This window comes from Streptomyces lincolnensis, from assembly GCF_001685355.1.
GTDB lineage: Bacteria > Actinomycetota > Actinomycetes > Streptomycetales > Streptomycetaceae > Streptomyces > Streptomyces lincolnensis.
This window is the reverse complement of sequence record NZ_CP016438.1, coordinates 3290154-3308529: the sequence shown is the minus strand read 5'-3', so window position 1 is coordinate 3308529 and position 18376 is coordinate 3290154. Positions and strand designations below refer to the sequence as shown.

The window sequence follows — 18376 nt, the reverse complement described above, 5'->3', positions numbered from 1 at the left end:
GAGACTGCGCCGCGTTTCGTGCTCTGTCTGCCGTCGGACGAGCCAGCCGTTGCCGGACGATCTCAGGAGCGACGATCACCTGTTCCAGGGAACGGTTGATCCCCTTTTCGGATCACTTCGAGTTCCATCAAATCCTGTGGACGGATACGCAGTTGGTCCGCCGTCGCCTCCACCTCCTCCGGAGGCCGCTTGAGGATCGCGGCCGCGAGCTCGGGTGCGATGACGGAGAAGTAGCTGTCCGGTGTGGCCCAGGTGTTGCCGGGGGCGGCCAGGGCCAGGGCGCCTCCCGAGCCGCCTTCGCCGATGACCAGGGTGGTCACGGGGGTGCGCGCGGTGGCCACCGCGCCGAACACGTCCGCGATCGCCGCGCCGGCGCCCTGCCGCTCAGCCTCGGCGTCGTTCGCCGCGCCGGGCGTGTCCACCAGGGTGAGCACGGGGATCCCGAGTCGGCCCGCGAGCCGGATCAGCCGGGCGGCGGTGCGGTAGCCGGCGGGACGGGTCGGGGTGCCGGTCTGGGCGGCGTAGGCGATCGTACGGCCCTCGCGCTCGCCGAACCCGCACAGCATCCCCCCGGGATCCGTGCCGCCGCAGCGGTCACCGCTGATCGCGAGGCGGTCGGCGAAGTAGGCGTCCAGGTAGGCCTCGGCGCGGGGGCGCCGGGGGGAGCGGGCGCGCTGGACGGCGTCCCAGCCGGTGGCGGGGAGAGCGGAGGCGCCCAGAGGGGCGGGGACGGGGGCGGGGCGGGCCGCCGTGGGCACCGGAGCCACGGGCCCCTGTCCGGTGGCGTCCCGGGGGGACCGGGCCGGCTCTCCCGCGGATTCTTCGCCAGCCGGAGGCGCCGGTGCCGCGGCGGTGCCGGGTCCTCCGGGGGCCCGGGCCGCCGACCTCCCGCCGCCCGGGCCGGTGGTGGCACGCGTCGGCGCTTCGGTCGCGCCGGGCTCGCCGGGCTCCGGAGCGGCCCCCGTGCCGCCCGTCAGCAGCCGCAGCCACCGTCCCAGCGTCCCCCGTAGGTCCGCCGGAGGCACCACCGCGTCCACCGCGCCCGCCGCCAGCTGGGCCTCCGCCGTGTACGCCGCCGGGTCCGCGTCCGGCGGGCGGACGCGGGAGCCGGCGAAGCCGACCTGGGCGCCGGGGAGGGCGAGGATCACGTCGGCGCCCGCGCCCAGCGTGGCCCAGCCGCCGCCGGTGGTCGGGTCGCGCAGGACGGAGATCTGGGGGAGGCCCGCCTCGCGGGTGAGGGCGGACTGCCGGGCCACGCGCTGGAGTTGGGTCAGGGCGAGCATGCCCTCCTGCATGCGGCTGCCGCCGGTGGCGACCAACGGGACGACGGGCAGGCGGTGTTCGCGGGCGTGGGTGTACGCCGCCTCCAGCCGGTCGCCGGTGCGCTCGCCGAGGGAACCGCCGAGGAAGCCGAACTCGAAGGCGATCAGCACCGCACGGGTGCCCTCGACGTGCGCGGTGCCGCAGACGACGGACTCCGTCTCCCCGGTGCGCTCGGCGGCGCGGGCGCGCGAGGCGTCGTAGCCCTGCCAGGCGAGCGGGCCGTCGGGGGCGGAGTCCTTCGCCGGGTACGGGAGTTCGGTGAAGTCGTCGGCGATCAGGGCGAGGACTTCGCGGGCGGTGGGGCGTTCAGTCATGGCTCAGCGCCCGCTTCATGATCTTCCCCATGTCGTTGCGGGGAAGCGCGGAGATGTGGTGGACGACGCGGGGCCGCTTGTGCGGGGCGAGGCGGCGGGCCACGTGGTCGGCCAACTCCTCGATGCCGGGCGGGGATTGCGGGTCGGCCGGGACCACCCACGCCACGATCCGCTCACCGAGGTCGGGGTCCGGCTCCCCGGTGACCGCGGCCTCCCGCACCCCCGGGTGTTCGAGGAGGGCGTTCTCGATCTCGCCCGCCCCGATCTTGTACCCCCCGCTCTTGATCAGGTCGGTGGCCTTCCGGCCGACGATCCGGACGTACCCGTCGGGATCCCGCACCGCCATGTCGCCGGTGCGGAACCAGCCGTCGGCGGTGAACGCGGCGGCCGTGGCGTCGGGCCGGTTGAGGTACTCGGTGAACAGGTTCGGCCCGCGCACCTGGATCTCGCCCACCGTCTCGCCGTCGTACGACGCGACCGGCGACCCGTCCTCCTCCACGAGCCGGACCTCCACCCCGGGCAGCGGCACGCCGACCGTTCCGGCGCGCGCCTCGCCGTCCGCGCGGACGCTGGTGTTCATCAGCGTCTCCGTCATGCCGTAGCGCTCGATCACCCGGCGGCCGGTCGCGGCCGCGATGCGCTCGTGGTCGTGGACGGGCAGCGCGGCGGAGCCGGAGACCAGCAGCCGGGCCCGGCCCAGCGCCTTGGCCAGCTCCGGGTCCTCGGGCAGGGTCTGCGCGATGCGGTGGTACATCGTCGGGACGCCGAACAGCATGGTCGCCCCGTCGTTCAGCTCCCGCGCCACCCCCTCGGTGCTGAACCTGCCCAGGTGGCGCACCGAGCCGCCGCGCCGCAGCGGGCCCAGGATGCCCAGCACCAGCCCGTGCACATGGAACAGCGGCAGCCCGTGCACGAGGACGTCGTCGCCGGTCCACTGCCAGGCGTCGGCGAGCGCGTCCAGGGTCGAGGTGACCGCCCGGCGCGGGATGACCGCGCCCTTGGGCGGGCCGGTGGTGCCGGAGGTGTAGACGACGAGGGCGGGGTCGTCCTCGGACGCCCGTCCCCCGGCGGCGGGTCCGGTGGCCCGTACGTCGACGTCGATGCGCTCCAACTCCGCCAGTGGGGGCGGGAGTTCGTCTCGCGGAGCGGCCAGTACCACCGAGGGCGCGCTGTCCGCCAGGATGTGCCCGAGTTCCTTCTCCCCGGACTTCGGGTTGAGCGGCACGGCGGCGACACCGGCCTCCAGCGCCGCCACCACCGCGACGGCGGTCTCCAGCGCCGGGGTCGCCCAGACGGCCACTCTGTCCGCCCCGCCGATCCGCGCCGCGAGGGCACCGGCGGCGGCGCCGAGGTCGCCGTACGTCAGGGAGCGGTCGCCGAAACGCAGGGCCGGCCGGTCGGCCGGGCCCTCGGTCAGGGCCGGGAAGAGAGAGGACACGCGTCGTACTCCTTCAACTGTTCGCTGTCGTTGCCTGCTGCCGTCTGCGGTCCTACCCCCAGCCCGGTACCACCATCACCAGCCACGCCACCGCGGGGACCACCGCCACCACGATGCCTCCGTAGATCATCAACTGCCGGAAGAAACGCTCGCGGTCGACGTCCGGTGCCGCGGCCAGGACGAGTGCGCCGTTCGTGGAGAAGGGGCTCACGTCCACCACGGTCGCCGACACCGCGAGCGCGGCCACCATGCCGACCGCGCCGATCTCGCCCTGCGCGAGGAACGGCACGGCGAGCGGGATCAGCGCGCCCATGATCCCCACGGAGGAGGCGAACGCCGAGACGATCGCGCCGATGTAGCAGAGCAGCACCGCCGCCAGCAGCGGTACGCCGATGCCGCCGACGCCCTCGCCGGCCCACTTGATGGTGCCCATCTGGTCCAGGACGCCGACGTACGTCAGGACACCGCAGATCAGCAGCACCGTCGACCAGGCGATCTGGCCGACGGCCTTGCGGCTGTCCTCCGGCCAGGCGGTGCTCAGCAGGACGGCGAGGGTGATCGCGGTCAGTCCGGCGTCCAGGTCGAAGGCGAGCACGGCGACGACGAGGGCGACCAGCGCGGTGAGGGTGGCGGTCCGGGCCGGGTTGAGACGGGTGGTGTCGGGGGCGTCGGGGCGGGTGATCACGGCGGTGCCGGTGGGGCTCGGGCCGGTGCCGTCGGTGTTCTCGGCCGGGGTGGGGCCGGCGGTTCCCGTGCCCGCGTCCGGCGTGCCGCCCGGCTCCTCGTCCACCGCGACCGCGCCCTGCGCCCACAGCCTGCGTCCGCCGAACAGGACGAAGACGACTCCCGCGATGACGATGTTGGCGAACAGGGAGGCGAGGAAGAGGGCGATCTCGTTGCCGGGGAGGTTCTCGCGCTCGACGATGCCGTTGACGATCGTGCCGTAGATGCTGATCGGGGAGAAGCCGCCGCCCTGGGCGCCGTGCACCACCATCGCGCCCATCAGGAGCGGGCTGATCCCGTAGCGGGAGGCGAAGCTGAGCGCGATCGGCGCGACGATCGCGACGGCGGCCGGGCTGACCGCGCCGATCGCCGTGAGCGCGCCGGTGAGGAAGAACATCACCCAGGGGATCAGCGCCACGCGCCCCCGGACGAGCCGGATGGAGGCGTGCACCAGCCAGTCGGTGGTGCCGTTGGCCCGGGCGATGGCGAAGAGGTAGGTGACGCCGACGAGGACGACGAACAGGTCGCCGGGGAAACCGGCGAAGATGCCGTCCGCGTCGAGGTCGGCGACGAGCTCGCCCACCGCGAAGGCGGCGGCGAAGGCCAGCGCGCCCATGTTGACGGAACGGGTGGTGGCGATGACGAACACCACGACGAGGACGAGGATCGAGATGAGTTCGGGGGACATACGGGCTCCCGTCTTTGGGTCCCGGAGCGGTTGTGTGGGTGGCGCGGGGGCAGGGCGGCCGCCGCGTGCAGTGGCCGAGTGGCTGAGCCACTTAGGTCGGTTGGCTGGTTAGCGTGGGCGCGCGGCGCGATCCAGTCAAGGGGTCGCGCAGAAATTGGCTCAGCCACTCGGCCACCGTGGGGCCCGGTGTTACGCTCCCGACGAGAGGGGGATCCCGTGACCGACGCCCTGCGCCCCATGACCAAACAGCGCCTGTACGAGCAGGTGCTGGACCGGCTGCGGCAGTACGTCGCCGAGGGCGGTCTGAAGGCCGGTGACCGTCTTCCACCGGAACGCGACCTCGCCCAGCGCCTCGGCGTCAGCCGGGCCTCGGTCAAGCAGGCGATCGTCGTCCTTGAGGTGCAGGGGCTGGTGGAGGCGCGGCACGGCGGGGGCACCTATCTGGTCCGCGACAGCCTCGACGTCGAGCCGGTCGAGCGGATGGTCGAACGCCGTCGGCGCCTTCCCGACGTGCTGGAGGCCCGCGAGGCCCTGGAGACCAAGCTCGCCGAACTGGCCGCCGAGCGCCGCACCGACGAGGACCTCGCCGCGATGCGGAGCGCGCTCGCGCACATGGCCGAGGAGATCGAGCGGGACGGTCACGGCGTCGAGGGCGACCGCCTCTTCCACGCGGCCGTCACCGCCGCCGCCCACAGCAGCCTCCTCGCCGAGTTCATGCGCTCCATCGCCGACCAGATCGCCGAGAGCCGCACCGAGTCGCTCCGCCAGCCCGGCCGCCCCAGCCGCTCCCTCGGCCAGCACCAGGCCATCCTCGACGCCATCGCCGACCGCCGCCCCGGCCAGGCGGCCACCGCCATGCGCCGCCATGTCCGTACGGTCGCGAAGGTGCGGTTGCTGGACTGGGAGCCGGAGGACCAGACCGACTAGACCGTCCTCTCCACCACGTCCGCCACCACACAGCTGACGTTGTCCGGACCGCCGGCCGTGTTCGCGGCGGTCACCAGGTGGCGGACGGCCGTGTCGGGGGAGGGGGCGGCGGTGAGGAGGTCGCGGACGGTGTCGTCGGGTACGACGCGGGAGAGGCCGTCGGAGCACAGCAGGTAGCGGTCGCCGGGTGCGGTGTCCTGCAACCGCAGATCCGGGGCGCCCGTCGTCAACGCCTTGAACAGCAGGGCCCGTTGGGGATGGGACAGCGCCTCCTCGGACGTCAGGCGCCCCTCGTCGACCATCGACTGGACCACCGTGTGGTCGTGGGTGATGCGGAACAGGGCGCCGTCGCGGAGCAGATACGCGCGGCAGTCGCCGATGTGGACCAGGGCGAGCCGGGAGCCGGTCCACAGCAGGGCGGTCAGGGTCGTGCCGTTCTCCCCGGCGCCGCCGGCCAGGTCCCGCACCGCCTCGGCCGCCCCGTGCACCGCGTCCGCCAGGAGATCGAGGACGTTGCCGGCCGGGACCTCCTCCGTGTCCAGGAACCGCAGCGCCTCCACGGCCGCACCGCTCGCGGGCGCGCCCGCCGGGCCGAAGCCGTCCGCGACCGCGAGGAGCCGGGCGCCCGCGTAGGCCGTGTCCTGGTTGTGGGGCCGGACCAGGCCCCGGTCGGAGTGGGCGTGGTAGCGCAGTTCGAGCATGGTGGTGTCCTTCCCCGGTGCCGCCGTCAACTGGTCGACGAGGAACGCGGCGAGGTCCCGCCGTACGGCCGTCTCCGCCTCGACGCGGGCCCAGTAGGCGCGGATCTCCCCGGCGGCGGCCGCCGGTCCGAGCGCGCACACCTCGCGGATCCGGGCCAGCGGCATCCCCAGCCGCCGCAGCCACGCCACCAGCCGGGCCCGTTCCAGCTGGGCCGGCGTGTAGTAGCGGTAGCCCGTGTCCGGGTCCACGCGTGCCGGACGCAGCAGGTCCAGGTCGTCGTACAGCCGCAATGCCTTGGGCGAGAGCCGGGACGCCTTCGCGAAGGCACCGATCGTCAGCCATTCCATGCGGGCCCCTCCCGGGTTTCGGCAGCCGCCGTTCCGTTCCTCCCCACCGATGCTGGGGCTTGACCGAAGGTGAAGGTCAAATGGGGTGTCGTGGTTCCCGGGCGGGCGGTTAACCTGCGGATCCAGGAGCCGTACCAGAAGGGAACCCCCGTGCCCCGAGTCGCCCTCGTCACCTACGACCCCGGACCGGAGCCCGGCAAGGACGCCGACCTGCCCGTGCTGCTGGCGGCACTGCGCGCGGCCGGGGCCGAGGCGGACGGCGTGTACTGGGACGACACCGAGGTGGACTGGGGCGGCTACGACCTCGCCGTCCTCCGGTCGACCTGGGACTACAGCTGGCGGGCGGCCGAGTTCGTGGCGTGGGCGGAGAAGTGCGCCGAGGCCACCCGGCTCGCCAACCCGGCCGACGTGGTGCGGTGGAACACCGACAAGCGGTACCTCGGCGAACTGGCGGCGGCCGGTGTGCCCGTCGTCCCCACCCGGTACCTCGCGCCCGGCGACCCGGCCGGCCTGCCCGACGACCACGAGTACGTCGTCAAGCCCACCTCCGGAGCGGGCGCGCGCTACGCCGCCCGCTACAGCCCCGGGCAGCACGACGATGCCGTACGGCATCTGGAGCGGATGCACGCAGAAGGGCTCACCGCGATGGTGCAGCCGTACATGCGGAGCATCGACGCCGGAGGAGAGCGGGCGGTGCAGTTCTTCGGCGGGCGGCTGCTGCACGCCAGCCGCAAGCGGGCCGTGCTCGCGCCCGGTACCGCCTTCGACGCGGACAAGGTCGCCCATCCCGGCCTGGAGCCGTGGACCCCGACCCCGGCCGAGCTCTCGGTCGCCGAACGCGCCCTGGCCGCCGTACCGGGCACGCCCGAGCTGCTGTACGCGCGGGTCGACCTCGTGGACGGGGAGGACGGGCTGCCCCGGGTGATGGAGCTGGAGCTGGTCGAGCCGAACCTGTTCCTGTTCCTGCACCCGGACTCGGTGGCGCCGGTCGTGGAGGCGGTGCTGGCGGCGGCCCGCCACTGACGCACCCGTTACCGCACGGCTGACGCACCCGTCACCGCGCGGCGACCCGCTGCAACAGCCCCCACGTGAACTCGGCGACCACCTGTCGCCGTACCCCGTCCGCGTCCGGGGCCGTGAAGGACAGCCCCCAGCGGGTCGGGGCCGTGCCCTCCATGGGGCGGGCGGGGGCGAAGGCGCGGGCGGCCTCGTCGACCGTGCAGGACCAGGGGGTGAGGTCGTCGAGGGTGCGCAGGGCGGGGGAGCCGGCGTCGGGGGCGCGGACCAGCCACTCGTTCCAGACGGCGCCGTTCGGCGCGAGGAGCACCTCGAACCGCAGGTCGGGCCAGAGGGGGACCGGCCACAGCCAGGCCTCGCACTCCAGGTCGCCGACCTTGCGGGTGAGCACCGAGCCGGGCGCGCCGAGGACCGAGCGGTACCGGGAGGCGGCGGCCCGCGAGCGCGGGGAACGGACCATCGCCTGCCACCGCTTGTTGGCCTCGCGCATGTCCGCGATCGAGACGCCCAGCGCGTGCCGGGCGTCCTCGACCAGATCCGGGTTGTGGTCGGCCATGCGGCGCAGCAGGACCAGCTGGAAGTCGAGCGGGGTGAAGGGGCGAGAAGGGCCGGAGGGGCTAGCGGGGGGCTTTCCGGAGGGCATGCCCCCCATCGTCTCCCACGCTCGTGGCACCCGGACGGCGGCCGTCGGGCAGGAACAGCACCGAGTTCACGTACCGGGGGCGGTCGCGGAACGGCAGCACGCGGCGCAGCAGGCCGTGCGCGACGACGTAGGAGGCCGTCGACTGGTGGTCCTCCAGCGGGAAGCCGGCCAGCGGCACCCAGGAGTCGCCGGGCAGCACCCAGCCGCCGTAGCCGAGCAGGGACAGATACGTCACCACCGGGGAGATCGGCTGGATACGGGACTCCAGCTCGACGAAGAGGGCGGGCCGGTCCCGGGTCAGGATGCCGGTCGCGCCGCGCAGAACCGCCAGCTCGTTGCCGTCCACGTCGACCTTGATGAACCCGACGTCGCGCAGACCGAGATCGTCCAGGGTGACGCAGGGCACCTCCAGCGCCCGCCCGTGGATGTCCCGGCGGACCAGGGAGGACACGCCCCGGTCGCCCGCGTCGTCCGGCGGCAGCCACAGCCGGGCCGTGCCGGGCCGGTCCGACGCGGCGGCCGCGACCACCCGGACGTTCGCCGGGGCCGCCGCGGTCAGCAGCCGCGCCAGATGCGGCACCGGTTCCACGGTCACCACCCGGCGGGCCCGTCTCGACAGCCGCCGCGTCCAGGGGCCGTACCAGCCGCCGACGTCCACGGCAGTACCGCAGTCGGCCGGGCACAGCTCCGCGAGCCGCGCCAGCTCCGGTTCGAAGCGCGGGTACACGGCCCGGGCCGCCGCGGCGACCAGCCGGGTCGGCAGATGGGGGGCCACCCGGGCCGCCCAGGTGCGCGCCGGGCCGGTCACTGCGCCATCCGCTTCAGGAGGTCCTCGTGCTCGTCGTCCGAGACCTGCTCCCCGGAGGACGGCAGCAGTTGCGGAATGCCGTCGACGATCGGGTAACGGCGGTGCAGCCGCGGGTTGTAGAGCACCTCCTCCTGCGCCGGACCCGTCGCAAGGACGAGATGCAGCGTGCCCTTGTCGAGCGGGCAGGCAAGGATCTTCAGCAGTGGGTCGTCGGGGTTCATGGTGGGGTCAACTCCCTGGCACCGATGGGTTCTCGGGGTGCTCGGTCGTGTTTCGGCATGGACAGCAGAACGGCGACGGCGAGCACGATGCCCGCCAGCCGCAGCGCGAGCCGCAGCGGGTCCTGGGGCAGCGCCTCGCCGAACGAGAGCGTGCCGAGCACCGCCGTGTACAGACAGGTCACCGTCGTGCACACCGGCACGATCAGCGAGGCCCGGCAGCGCTGGAGCGCCGCCTGCGACATGACCAGCCCGAACGCGCCGGTGAAGAGCAGCAGATACGGATAGGGGGAGCGCAGCAGGCCGACGATCGCGCCGCCGAGGCCGTGCCCGGTCAGCTGGCTCGACACGCCCTTGATGGCGAGCGAGCTGACGCCGTAGAGCAGGCCCACCGCCACGCCGTACTCCACACCGGTGGTCGGCGCGCGATGGCGGTGGCGGCTGCGCCGCTCGGCCGCGTTGTACAGCCACACGCCCGCCGCCAGCGACGGCACGCACACCACCAGGACCAGCGGATACGGCGCCTCCTGACTGACGGTGTCCGCGCCCTCCCGCAGCGACAGCACCACCATCAGCAGCGCGGCCAGGATCGCGCCCAGCGCGTACCGCTCCCGCCCGGTGGTCTCCTCGCCCAGCAGCCGGGACGACAGCAGCACCAGCAGCACGAGTCCGGAGACGAAGATGCCCTGCGCGGCGGCGATCGGCAGGGTGCGGTAGACCGCCAGCTGCGCCGCGAACCCGGAGGCCAGCGCGAGCGACCCCCCGATCCACAGGGGGCTGCGCAGCACGAGACCGAGCAGCCGCACCGGTTGACGGACCGTCACCTGAGGCAGGGACGTCAGGGCCCTCTTCTCCAGCACGAATCCCACGCTGTACAGCGCGTTCGCCAGCAGGGCCGCGGCCACTCCCCACCACATCGCCCACGCCCCCTCACGTCTTTCGCGCGTGCAGCAGCAGGATCGACGCGAGCGAGGCTCTGGCACAGGCCAGCCGGTCCAGGGCGCGCAGCGGTCGCGGTACGCCGTGGAAGGGGGCCCCTTCGAGCCGTACGACCCGGAAGCCGGCCGCGGTGACGAACTCCCGCAGCGCACGGGCCGTGTAGAGCCGCAGATGTCCTACGACCTCCCGCCCCGGCCGGCCGTGGATGCCGCGCAGGCTCACCTCCGAGAACACCGGCTGGACGCCCGCCAGCAGCAGACCGCGGTTGTACCAGGCGGCCAGGTTCGGTGTGGACAGCATGAGATGTCCTCCCGGACGCAGCACACGGCGGAGTTCGTCCAGGGCGGCGTCCGGGTCGACGAGATGCTCGATCACCTCGCTGAACAGCACGGCGTCCGCGCACCCGGTGCCGAACGGCAGCCCCGCGCCGGTGAGTTCACCGCGAATCGGGTACGTCAGATGCGCGCGGGCCCGCTTCAGCGCGTCCTGCGACCAGTCGACGCCGATGAGCCGGTGGCCGGTGAGCAGCGGTGCGGCGGTGGCGGCCGCGGTGCCGTCGCCGCAGCCGACGTCGAGGATCGTGCGGGCGCCCGCGTCGGCGGGGCCGAGGGCGGCGGCCAGCATGCGGGCCTGGCGGAGCGAGCGGGAGGCGCCGGAGGCGACCGGGACCGCGGGATCCTCGTAGAAGTCCCGCAGCTCCCTGGGGCGTCGAGGCGTGGACGTGGTCATGTGCCGACCTCCGTGGAATGCAGGTGGTGCTCGAAGAGGTCCCGCAGATGGGCGCCGTCGCCGTGCCCGAGCAGGGCGCGCGACCAGCGCAGCGCCAGATGGAGCCGGCCCGCCGTGGACGCGGTGGTGACGGTGAGACCGCGCGGCATGCGCGCCGGCGCCGAGAACCACACCGCGTGCGCGCGGCCGGCCTCCTCCCCGAAGTCCAGCGGGTACGGCACCCGGCCGATGTTGCTCAGCAGCGTCGTCGATGTCCACGGCGCGGCGGCCCGGCGCAGGCCCCGGGTGAGCGCGGCCCGCCACGACACCGGCGTGACCGGGGCGGTCAGGAGCGCGGCGCCGTGGCCGAGCTGCGGGCGGGGCAGGGACTTGAGCGCGCGGGTCCTCGCCGCCGTGCGGCGCAGCAGGACACCGAGGTCGGGGCGGTCCAACTCCTCCGGCGCGAACGGGACTTCCACCAGACGGGTGCCGTTGCCGATGGGCATCGTCGTGTCGCGGGGGCGGTCGTCCACGGGCATCGTGATGCGCAGCGGGCGGGGGCGGGCGCCGTGCTCCCTGTTCCAGTGGGCGATCGTCAGGGCCGTCGTCACCATCAGCTGGTCGTTCACTGTGTACGGCGAGCCCTTCGGGCGGTGCGGGAGGTCGAGCTCGGTGACGAGCAGGCCGTTGCCGGGGGATCGTTCGGGGGCGCCAGGGGCGACCCGGGCCGGTTTCGACCAGTTGGAGGGAGTGTCCTGCGGGGGTGTCGGGGGTTCCTGGGGGCGGGTGGGGGCGGGCGCGGAGGCGTTGTCCTCGCCGCCGTACAGCTCCGCTGCGGTGGCTAGGACGCGTAGGCAGGCGGGGCCGTCCAGGGCTGTGTGGTTGATCGTGAGGAAGAGGACTGTGGAGGTCTGTGCGGTGGTACTTCGGGTGCGCGCCGGTGGGGGCTGGTCGCGCAGTTCCCCGCGCCCCTGGGGTGGGGGCACTTGGCGTTGGTTGTCCACTACCTCAAGCCGGATCGGCGGGGACAAGGACAGCGGTGGTGCCTCCACCAGGGCCCGGGTTCGTGCGTCGCGCAGGGCGTTCGGGCCCGGGGGCGGGAAGCTCACCACCTCGACGTCCGGTTCCGTCGTCAGTTCCCACTCGTAGCGGCGCCGGTGCCAGGTGCCTGGGGCCTCCCGCATCAGGATCCGTGGATGCCGGTGCAGCGCCTCCGTGAACGCTTTCCGCAGCCGTGCGTGATCCAGCCGGCCGGGCAGGTGGACCTCGATGTGGACAGTCTCCGGCTCCTCCTCCTGGAGGCAGTGCCGGGCGACCTCGTCGACGACGGGGAACGGGATGCGCAGGGGTTCGGTCGTCATACGGGTTCCCCCCTGCCCTTCTCGGCCTGGACCGGGACCGGGGGCAGCTGCTGAGTGGGATCCTCGGACTCGGGAGGCGGCGGCGGTGGTGGTTCCTGCCGCTCCCGCACACTCACCAGGGCCGCGAACACCCCGATCAGCGACAGCAGTTGGGCGACGGGCCCGAACGCACCCTGCTCCGCGCCCACCGGCTCCCCGGCCCCCGTCGCCGCCGCGATCCCGGCCCCCGCGAAGGCGACGAACGCCACGGGGACGAGGAGGGCGTGCCGCCGGTACGCGAGCAGCGCGAGGGCGGGCACCAGCAGGGCGAACCACCCGGCGATCACGGCGGCGACCAGCGTGAGCGCGACCGTGCCGAGCCACAGGCCGGGCGGGGGCGGCAGGGGCTGCGGGTCGTCGGGGTTGGGGGCGCGGCGCCGCCACAGGACGAGGGCCACCAGGGCCGCCAGGGCCACCGCACTGGCGATGAGGCCGACGTCGTAGGTCGTCGCGGGCTCGTAGGAGAGTTTCACCGTGCCGCCCGCGCCGGCCGGGACGCGCCAGCCCTGCTGCCAGCCGTCGAGCCGTACCGGCGACAGCTCGCTGCCGTTGAGGGTGGCCTTCCAGCCGTCGTTGTAGTTCTCGTACGTGCTGAGGTACGAGGAGGCGCCCGAGCCGACCGTGAGCTGCCGCTGGTCGCCGAGCCAGTCCCCGATCCGCAGGTCGCGGGCGGCCGCCGCGGACGCGGTGACCGTGCCGCGGGTCAGGGTCACGTCGGTGAGGGTCAGCGGTCCGGCGTCCCCGCCCTCGACCCGGTGGGATCCGGCCGGCAGCTCCAACTCGGCGTTCTCCCCCCCGGACTGACATAGCGTCACCTCGGCCGCCCGGCGCTCGGTCAGATCCCGGACGGTGCCCTTCACGCTCGTCTGGTACAGCTCCCCGTCCACCGCGATGTCGGGTCCCTGGCCGCAGGGCAGCGAGAAGGGGCGGTCGGCGCGGGGCTGCGGGGTGCGGTACTGGTCGAGGGCCGGGATGTAGGCCTCGGTCAGGCCGACCGGCAGCTGGAGCTCCTCGTCGGCGACCGGGTTGTGCAGGGTCATCGGCGCCGTCTTGGTGATGGTGATGTCCAGCCGGTCCGTGGTGATCGGCGGGAAGCGGACCGCGCCGTTCTCGTCGACGCCCGCGATCGCCGCGCCGTCGGGCGAGCTGATGTCCACCTCGGTGGGCCGGGTGGACAGTCCGCCCGCGGCGGCCAGCACGATCTCGCCGACCGGCTGCCTGTCGGGCCAGCGCAGATGGATGGTGGGGCGGTCGCCCGCGATCCACGCCGTGGTCAGGTCGCCGTCGGTGAGGTTGCGCGCCGCCAGGCCCGCGCCCAGCATCGCGGTGGAGTCCGCGGTCGCCGTGATGCGGTTCTGCTGCTCGGGCGCCACCTCGTACAGCATCCGGTCGAGTTCCTCACCGGACACCGGGACCGCGCTCGCCCGCACCTCGTACGTCCCCGAGGTGTTCGTCGAGAAGGTGCGGTGCAGGCCCGCCTCGGTGCCCGTCGGGGAGAAACCGGCCGGGTCGGCGGTGCGGTGCAGGGAGACGATCTCGCTGGTGGCGTCGGTGTTCTGGGCGTCGGTGGGCAGCCGCAGCAGCCGGGTCACCTGGACGTCCGGCAGGTCGATCTCGGAGAAGCCCGCGCCGGCGAGACCGGTCCGCCGGGCCACCGAGTCGGTGATCGTCAGCTTCATCCAACTCGTCGCGCCCTCAGGGGCCTTGATCCGCTGGGCGGTGCCGTCGGAGCGCAGGTAGCTGCTCACCGAGCCCTTCTCGGTCTCCACCCGCACCCGGGTGGCCGCCGACCGCACACTGTCCTGCGGCAACGGCGTGACCCTGAAGGAGGACGGCATGTCGTAGGAGCCGGTGAAGCCGATCCGCAGCCACTGGCCGTTCGGCGAACCCGGGACGCCCTCGGCCCAGGCCGTGTCCGGGTTGCCGTCGAAGGCGTTCACCGGGTCGAACTGCGGGAGGTGGAAGAGCCAGTTGCCGTACGAGGACGCCGTGACCGAGCGGGCGCCGCGCAGTTCGGCGACCGTCTGGTGGGACAGGCCCGTGGTCGGCAGGATCTGGTGCGGCTTGTCACCGGCGTCCTGCGCGGCGCCCGGGGCGTTGCGCTCGTCGCGGGTGTACGTGTACGACGTGTTCGCGTTGACCAGGCCGAACCGGGTGTCGGCGCGGCGCAGTCCGTCGCCCACCACCTGCACCGGCGGGGTGCCGAGTCCGGGATGGTTGTCGCCGGTCAACACCGTGGCCCGGCCGCGGAGTTCGGCGGCGAGCGGCAGCAGTGCCTCCGGGCCGCCGGAGACCACCGCCGTGTCGGCGACCGGAGTCAGCCCGGCCTGTCCCGGACGCGGGACGTCCTCGCCCGCCGGACGGTAGATCTCCACCGCCCGCTGCCGCGGATACAGGCCCTCCACCTGGAGCGGGGTGTCCGGGGCGATCCGCCCGCCGGTCATGACCGGGCCGAGGCCCGTCACCCGCTGGTAGCCGGACTGCTCCAGGGTCCGCTTCACCGTCGAGGTCGGCACGTTGCCGATCTGGTCGGGGTCGAGGTCGTTGCGGACGACGACGTAGTAGACGCCCGCCCGGCTCAGGTAGTCGGCCAGGCCCGGGACTTCGCCGCCCGTCAGCAGGGACTCCTCCACCGCGTCCATCGCGCGCCGGTTGCCCGCGGTGCCGAAGGGCACGTAGTCGCGCTGCGCCCAGCGGGACTCGGCGAGCACGTCGAGGGGCTGGTCGATGGGGGAGCCCCAGGTGTAGATGCCGTGCGCGGTGGCCGGGACGACCAGGGCGCGCGAGTCGGGGGAGTACTTCTCCAGCCAGTCGGACGTGGCGTGCCAGTACCTGGGCAGCTCAGGGAAGGAACCCGGGTTCAGGATCGACCCGTTGAGGTACGGCCACAGCAGGCCCGGCAGGATCAGCACCGCCGCGATCAGCGGGGCGAACCGGCGGCCCCGCACCCGGCGGGCACCGTGCGGCTCGGCCGCGACGCCCACGAGGTGGGCGATGCCCAGCACCAGCGCGAGCGCGACCCCCACCTGGAACTTGTAGATGTTGCGGAAGGGCGCAAGACCGCCGTCCAGCCAGCCCTGCACGGTCCCGTGGAAGGGGGCGCCGAACGGGCCGCCGTACCCGGCCAGCAGGACCAGCACCGCCACCAGCACGGTCAGCACCAGCCAGCGCCGCTCCGGCATGTCCCGCCTGGCTAGACCGGCCAGCCCCAGTCCGGCCGCGAACGCCGAGCAGAGGATCACGACCACCGCGGACGCCACCGTCCAGCCCGCCGGCAGCCAGGCATCGACCAGATGCAGATAGGCGACCCAGTTGCCGCCCCCGCGCAGCGCCTCCGTCGCCGACATCGTCTCGGTCGTGGTCCGGGAGCTCTCGACGTACGGCAGGAAGTTCTCGCCGTAGAACCCGAGCAGCAGCAGGGGGATCACCCACCAGGCCGTCGCCAGGATCACTCCCGGCACCCACCAGGCGATGAGCTTGCGCTGCCGCGGCCCGGGCGGACGGGACAGGAGGTACAGGCCGACCGGGACCAGGGCGGCGAGCGTGGAGGCCGCGTTGACACCGCCCATGAACGGGATGACCAGCGCCGAGCGCAGGGCGGCGATCCGGGCGCTGTGGCGCTCGTCGGTCAGCGGCAGCAGCACCCACGGCAGGAACGCGCCGGGCAGGGCCGCCGCCGACGTGGAACCGACGACGATCGTGAACACCGGCCACAGCGCGTACGCGACCGCCGCGAGCAGCCGGGACGCGCCGTTGCCCACACGCAGCCGCTCGGCCAGCCGCAGCGCGCCCCAGAACGCCACCGACACCACCAGGGACAGCCACAGCCGCTCCACCAGCCACACCGGCAGCTGCACGGCATGGCCGAGCCAGTAGAACGGCAGCATCGGCCACGCGTAGCCGACGTACTGGTCCTGGATGCCGCCGAACGAGCCCTGGTCGTGCCACAGCTGTCCGAGGTCGGCCAGGAAGCGCCCGGGGTCGGTGGTGACACCCAGTTTGGTGTCGAAGGTCTGGCGGCCCGGCTGCACCGCCAGGAACAGGACGAACACCACGGCCCAGAACCCCAGCAGCCAGCGCCGTGACCGCGGGCCCTCCGGAGGGCCCGGCAGGATCGCGGTGGTGGGAACGGCTGCCGGGGGAGGAGCCTGGACCGTGGACGTCGTCATGGTGGACACCGCCGGAGGATGAGGAGGAGGTTCCAGGTGGCGACCTCGCGGATCCCGGGCACCTTCACCACGGTCTCCGCGAGGAACGGCCAGTAGCGGGAACGCGCTGAGACGACCCGCACGTCGTCACGGGCGCGCACCTGCCGCAGGGTCGGACCGATGTGCACCGCGAACAGGTTCTCCCCGAGCGCGTGCTTCGCGGTCCGACCGGTACGGCGCCGATACCGGGCTCGCGCCCGCTCGGCACCCAGGTAGTGCCAGGGCGCCCACTCGTGCCCGCCCCACGGCGACAGCCAGTTGGTGAACGACACGTAGATCAGCCCGCCGGGCCTGGTCACCCGCACCAGCTCACTGATGAACGTCTGCGGATCGGCCACGTGCTCCAGCACGTTCGAGGAGAACGTGACGTCGGCGACGCCGTCGTAGAGCGGCAGCAGATAGCCGTCGGCGATCACGGTCGAGTCGGGCGGCTTCTCCCCCAACTCCCCTACGTCGGGCTCGAAGAGGTAGGCATCGGCCCCGCGCCGCCGGAACTCCTCAGTGAAGTGCCCGCTGCCGCCCCCGATATCGACGACCGTCCGCCCGGCCACGGGCCCGTCGTAGGCCTCGACCTGATCGACGGAATCCCGGGCGAGCAGCGAGTAGCAGGCCTCGGGGTCGACCTGCTCACGCCGGAAGGCACGAAAGAGGGCGAGAGACCGCCGAACCGAGGGATCCTTGTATCTCCGGCCGACAGGGGCGCCCCCGGAGGGGCGCGGGGAACTGCGCGACCAGCCACGAACGACCCGCAGTCGCGAACCGGCATCACCCGCACGGCGCATAGGCGTCACCGCCCCCAGTCCCGCACCGCTTCACACGCAACGGCCCGGAACTGCCGTACCGTCCGATCCCAGCGATAGCGTGCCGCCCGGTCGCGGGCCGCCTTGCCCATCAGTTCCCGGCGGTGTCCCGACAGGGCCAACGTGCACCAGGCCGCCGCGAAGGAGGACTCCCCGGCCGCGAGGACACCCGTGTCACCGTCCACGATGGAGTCCCGCAGCCCGGGGACGTCGAAGGCGATGGAGGGCGTCTCGCGGGTGGCGGCCTCGGTGACCACGAGACCCCATCCCTCGACGGCCGAGGGATGCAGCAGCAGCCAGGCCGCACACAGCAGCCGGTGTTTCTCCGCCTCGGAGACATGGCCCGTGAACTCGACGCCTGGACCGGCGAGTTGCTCCAGCCGGTGCCGTTCGGGTCCGTCCCCGACGATCACCAGGCGGCCACCGGTCACCGGCCGCACCCGCTCCCACAGTCTCAGCAGCAGGTCGATCCGCTTGTACTCGACGAGTCTGCCCACGGCGACGAACAGGGGCTCGGGAGAGCGGTCCTCACGGGGGCCCGGCTCCTCGACGCCGTTGTGCACGACCCGGATCCGGTCGCGTTCGACGCCGATCGCCCGCAGCGCGTGGGCCGTCGAGGGGGAGACGGCGACCAGCAGCCCGCGGTGCTGGGCGGCACCGGCCAGTGCCCAGTGCTCAAGTCTTCGGCCGATCCGGGCGGCCGGTGTCAGCGGCCCGCCGAAGCGCATCTTCCACAGATCGGTGTGGACATGGTTGACCAGGCACAGCGTGGGGCCGCGGTGCCACAGGGGTGCCAGGTACGGCATGCCGTTGCACACCTCGACCAGCAGGTCGCAGTCGCCGACCTGGCGGGCGAAGGCGGACCGGGCGCGCAGGTAGTGGCCGAACTCGCCGCCGGCGGAGACGACCCGGTAGTCGCGGTACGCAGCCGGCCCTCCGCACAGCAGGGTCACCTGGTGGCCGAGACGGGTCAGTCCGTCGGCGAGTCGGTCGACCAGCAGCTCGGAGCCGCCGGCGGCCGGGTTGTCCAGATCTCGATGGGCGAGGAAAACGATTCGGCGCGGAGGTGGGGGGAGCGCCGAAAGGTGCTGCGACGCCCGGGGGACCGGGGCACGCAGCGAGGATGGCACGTGCTGGGGCATGGGTGCTCCAACTCGTCTCAGGGTGCGGAAC

At 73.5% G+C, this 18376-nt stretch carries 15 protein-coding genes; 2 read left to right on the top strand and 13 right to left on the bottom strand.

The features are described 5' to 3' along the window. Window positions 1–62 precede the first annotated feature (62 nt). From SLINC_RS14700 to SLINC_RS14690, 3 genes are read right to left on the bottom strand one after another with little or no spacing between them, the layout of a single operon-like run. Window positions 63–1637 (bottom strand): carboxyl transferase domain-containing protein, encoded by a 1575-nt coding sequence (locus tag SLINC_RS14700; RefSeq protein ID WP_067432104.1) that lies wholly within the window; start codon window positions 1635–1637, stop codon window positions 63–65. Continuing rightward, complete coding sequence (locus SLINC_RS14695; protein WP_067432101.1) at window positions 1630–3075, bottom strand: acyl-CoA synthetase; 1446 nt, start codon at window positions 3073–3075, stop codon at window positions 1630–1632. The genes SLINC_RS14700 and SLINC_RS14695 overlap by 8 nt, the downstream gene beginning before the upstream one ends. Window positions 3076–3127: 52 nt before the next feature. After that, on the bottom strand, window positions 3128–4486 hold the full coding sequence (locus SLINC_RS14690; RefSeq protein WP_067432100.1) for an SLC13 family permease: 1359 nt from the start codon (window positions 4484–4486) through the stop codon (window positions 3128–3130). Window positions 4487–4702: 216 nt separating this feature from the next. On the opposite strand from SLINC_RS14690, the gene SLINC_RS14685 reads away from it, so the two are divergent. Further along, window positions 4703–5413 carry a FadR/GntR family transcriptional regulator gene (locus SLINC_RS14685; protein WP_067432099.1) on the top strand — a complete coding sequence of 237 codons (711 nt, stop codon included), beginning with the start codon at window positions 4703–4705 and terminating at the stop codon, window positions 5411–5413. On the opposite strand, the gene SLINC_RS14680 is transcribed toward SLINC_RS14685, so the two are convergent. Continuing rightward, on the bottom strand, window positions 5410–6462 hold the full coding sequence (locus SLINC_RS14680; protein ID WP_067432098.1) for a MerR family transcriptional regulator: 1053 nt from the start codon (window positions 6460–6462) through the stop codon (window positions 5410–5412). The genes SLINC_RS14685 and SLINC_RS14680 overlap by 4 nt on opposite strands. Before the next feature lie 150 nt (window positions 6463–6612). Here SLINC_RS14680 and SLINC_RS14675 point away from each other — a divergent pair, with 150 nt between their 5' ends. After that, a complete protein-coding gene (locus SLINC_RS14675; RefSeq protein ID WP_067432094.1) occupies window positions 6613–7485 on the top strand; it encodes an ATP-grasp domain-containing protein in 873 nt (290 codons plus the stop codon). A gap of 31 nt (window positions 7486–7516) precedes the next feature. Here the strand turns inward: SLINC_RS14675 and SLINC_RS14670 are convergent, their stop codons facing one another. Genes SLINC_RS14670 through SLINC_RS14630 form a run of 9 tightly spaced genes read right to left on the bottom strand, consistent with a single transcriptional unit; the run spans window position 7517 to window position 18345 of the window. Continuing rightward, window positions 7517–8122 (bottom strand): hypothetical protein, encoded by a 606-nt coding sequence (locus SLINC_RS14670; RefSeq protein WP_375141482.1) that lies wholly within the window; start codon window positions 8120–8122, stop codon window positions 7517–7519. Next, a complete protein-coding gene (locus SLINC_RS14665) occupies window positions 8097–8930 on the bottom strand; it encodes an FkbM family methyltransferase (RefSeq protein ID WP_067432088.1) in 834 nt (277 codons plus the stop codon). Before SLINC_RS14665 ends, SLINC_RS14670 begins: the two co-directional genes overlap by 26 nt. Then, window positions 8927–9151, bottom strand: coding sequence for a Trm112 family protein (locus SLINC_RS14660; protein WP_067432083.1), 225 nt, complete (start codon window positions 9149–9151; stop codon window positions 8927–8929). Before SLINC_RS14660 ends, SLINC_RS14665 begins: the two co-directional genes overlap by 4 nt. Continuing rightward, on the bottom strand, window positions 9148–10053 hold the full coding sequence (locus tag SLINC_RS14655; RefSeq protein ID WP_067432081.1) for a hypothetical protein: 906 nt from the start codon (window positions 10051–10053) through the stop codon (window positions 9148–9150). Before SLINC_RS14655 ends, SLINC_RS14660 begins: the two co-directional genes overlap by 4 nt. A gap of 25 nt (window positions 10054–10078) precedes the next feature. Then, window positions 10079–10816 carry a class I SAM-dependent methyltransferase gene (locus SLINC_RS14650; RefSeq protein WP_067432076.1) on the bottom strand — a complete coding sequence of 246 codons (738 nt, stop codon included), beginning with the start codon at window positions 10814–10816 and terminating at the stop codon, window positions 10079–10081. Then, window positions 10813–12156, bottom strand: coding sequence for a condensation protein (locus SLINC_RS14645; protein ID WP_067432073.1), 1344 nt, complete (start codon window positions 12154–12156; stop codon window positions 10813–10815). Before SLINC_RS14645 ends, SLINC_RS14650 begins: the two co-directional genes overlap by 4 nt. Beyond that, window positions 12153–16364, bottom strand: a complete 4212-nt coding sequence (locus SLINC_RS14640) for a DUF3367 domain-containing protein (protein ID WP_067432070.1) — start codon at window positions 16362–16364, stop codon at window positions 12153–12155. The genes SLINC_RS14645 and SLINC_RS14640 overlap by 4 nt, the downstream gene beginning before the upstream one ends. Continuing rightward, window positions 16361–17185: a class I SAM-dependent methyltransferase gene (locus SLINC_RS14635; RefSeq protein WP_067432067.1), complete on the bottom strand. Its 825-nt coding sequence runs from the start codon at window positions 17183–17185 to the stop codon at window positions 16361–16363. Before SLINC_RS14635 ends, SLINC_RS14640 begins: the two co-directional genes overlap by 4 nt. A gap of 5 nt (window positions 17186–17190) precedes the next feature. Then, window positions 17191–18345 (bottom strand): glycosyltransferase family 4 protein, encoded by a 1155-nt coding sequence (locus tag SLINC_RS14630; protein WP_067432064.1) that lies wholly within the window; start codon window positions 18343–18345, stop codon window positions 17191–17193. Between the last annotated feature and the right edge of the window lie 31 nt (window positions 18346–18376).

Excerpts from the sequence above, each read along its gene's own strand:
- SLINC_RS14650 (WP_067432076.1), bottom strand. The coding sequence starts at position 10,816 with ATGACCACGTCCACGCCTCGACGCCCCAGGGAGCTGCGGGACTTCTAC.
- SLINC_RS14645 (WP_067432073.1), bottom strand. The coding sequence starts at position 12,156 with ATGACGACCGAACCCCTGCGCATCCCGTTCCCCGTCGTCGACGAGGTC.
- SLINC_RS14700 (WP_067432104.1), bottom strand. The coding sequence starts at position 1,637 with ATGACTGAACGCCCCACCGCCCGCGAAGTCCTCGCCCTGATCGCCGAC.
- SLINC_RS14690 (WP_067432100.1), bottom strand. The coding sequence starts at position 4,486 with ATGTCCCCCGAACTCATCTCGATCCTCGTCCTCGTCGTGGTGTTCGTC.
- SLINC_RS14630 (WP_067432064.1), bottom strand. The coding sequence starts at position 18,345 with ATGCCCCAGCACGTGCCATCCTCGCTGCGTGCCCCGGTCCCCCGGGCG.
- SLINC_RS14660 (WP_067432083.1), bottom strand. The coding sequence starts at position 9,151 with ATGAACCCCGACGACCCACTGCTGAAGATCCTTGCCTGCCCGCTCGAC.
- SLINC_RS14670 (WP_375141482.1), bottom strand. The coding sequence starts at position 8,122 with ATGCCCTCCGGAAAGCCCCCCGCTAGCCCCTCCGGCCCTTCTCGCCCC.
- SLINC_RS14640 (WP_067432070.1), bottom strand. The coding sequence starts at position 16,364 with ATGACGACGTCCACGGTCCAGGCTCCTCCCCCGGCAGCCGTTCCCACC.
- SLINC_RS14680 (WP_067432098.1), bottom strand. The coding sequence starts at position 6,462 with ATGGAATGGCTGACGATCGGTGCCTTCGCGAAGGCGTCCCGGCTCTCG.
- SLINC_RS14635 (WP_067432067.1), bottom strand. The coding sequence starts at position 17,185 with ATGCGCCGTGCGGGTGATGCCGGTTCGCGACTGCGGGTCGTTCGTGGC.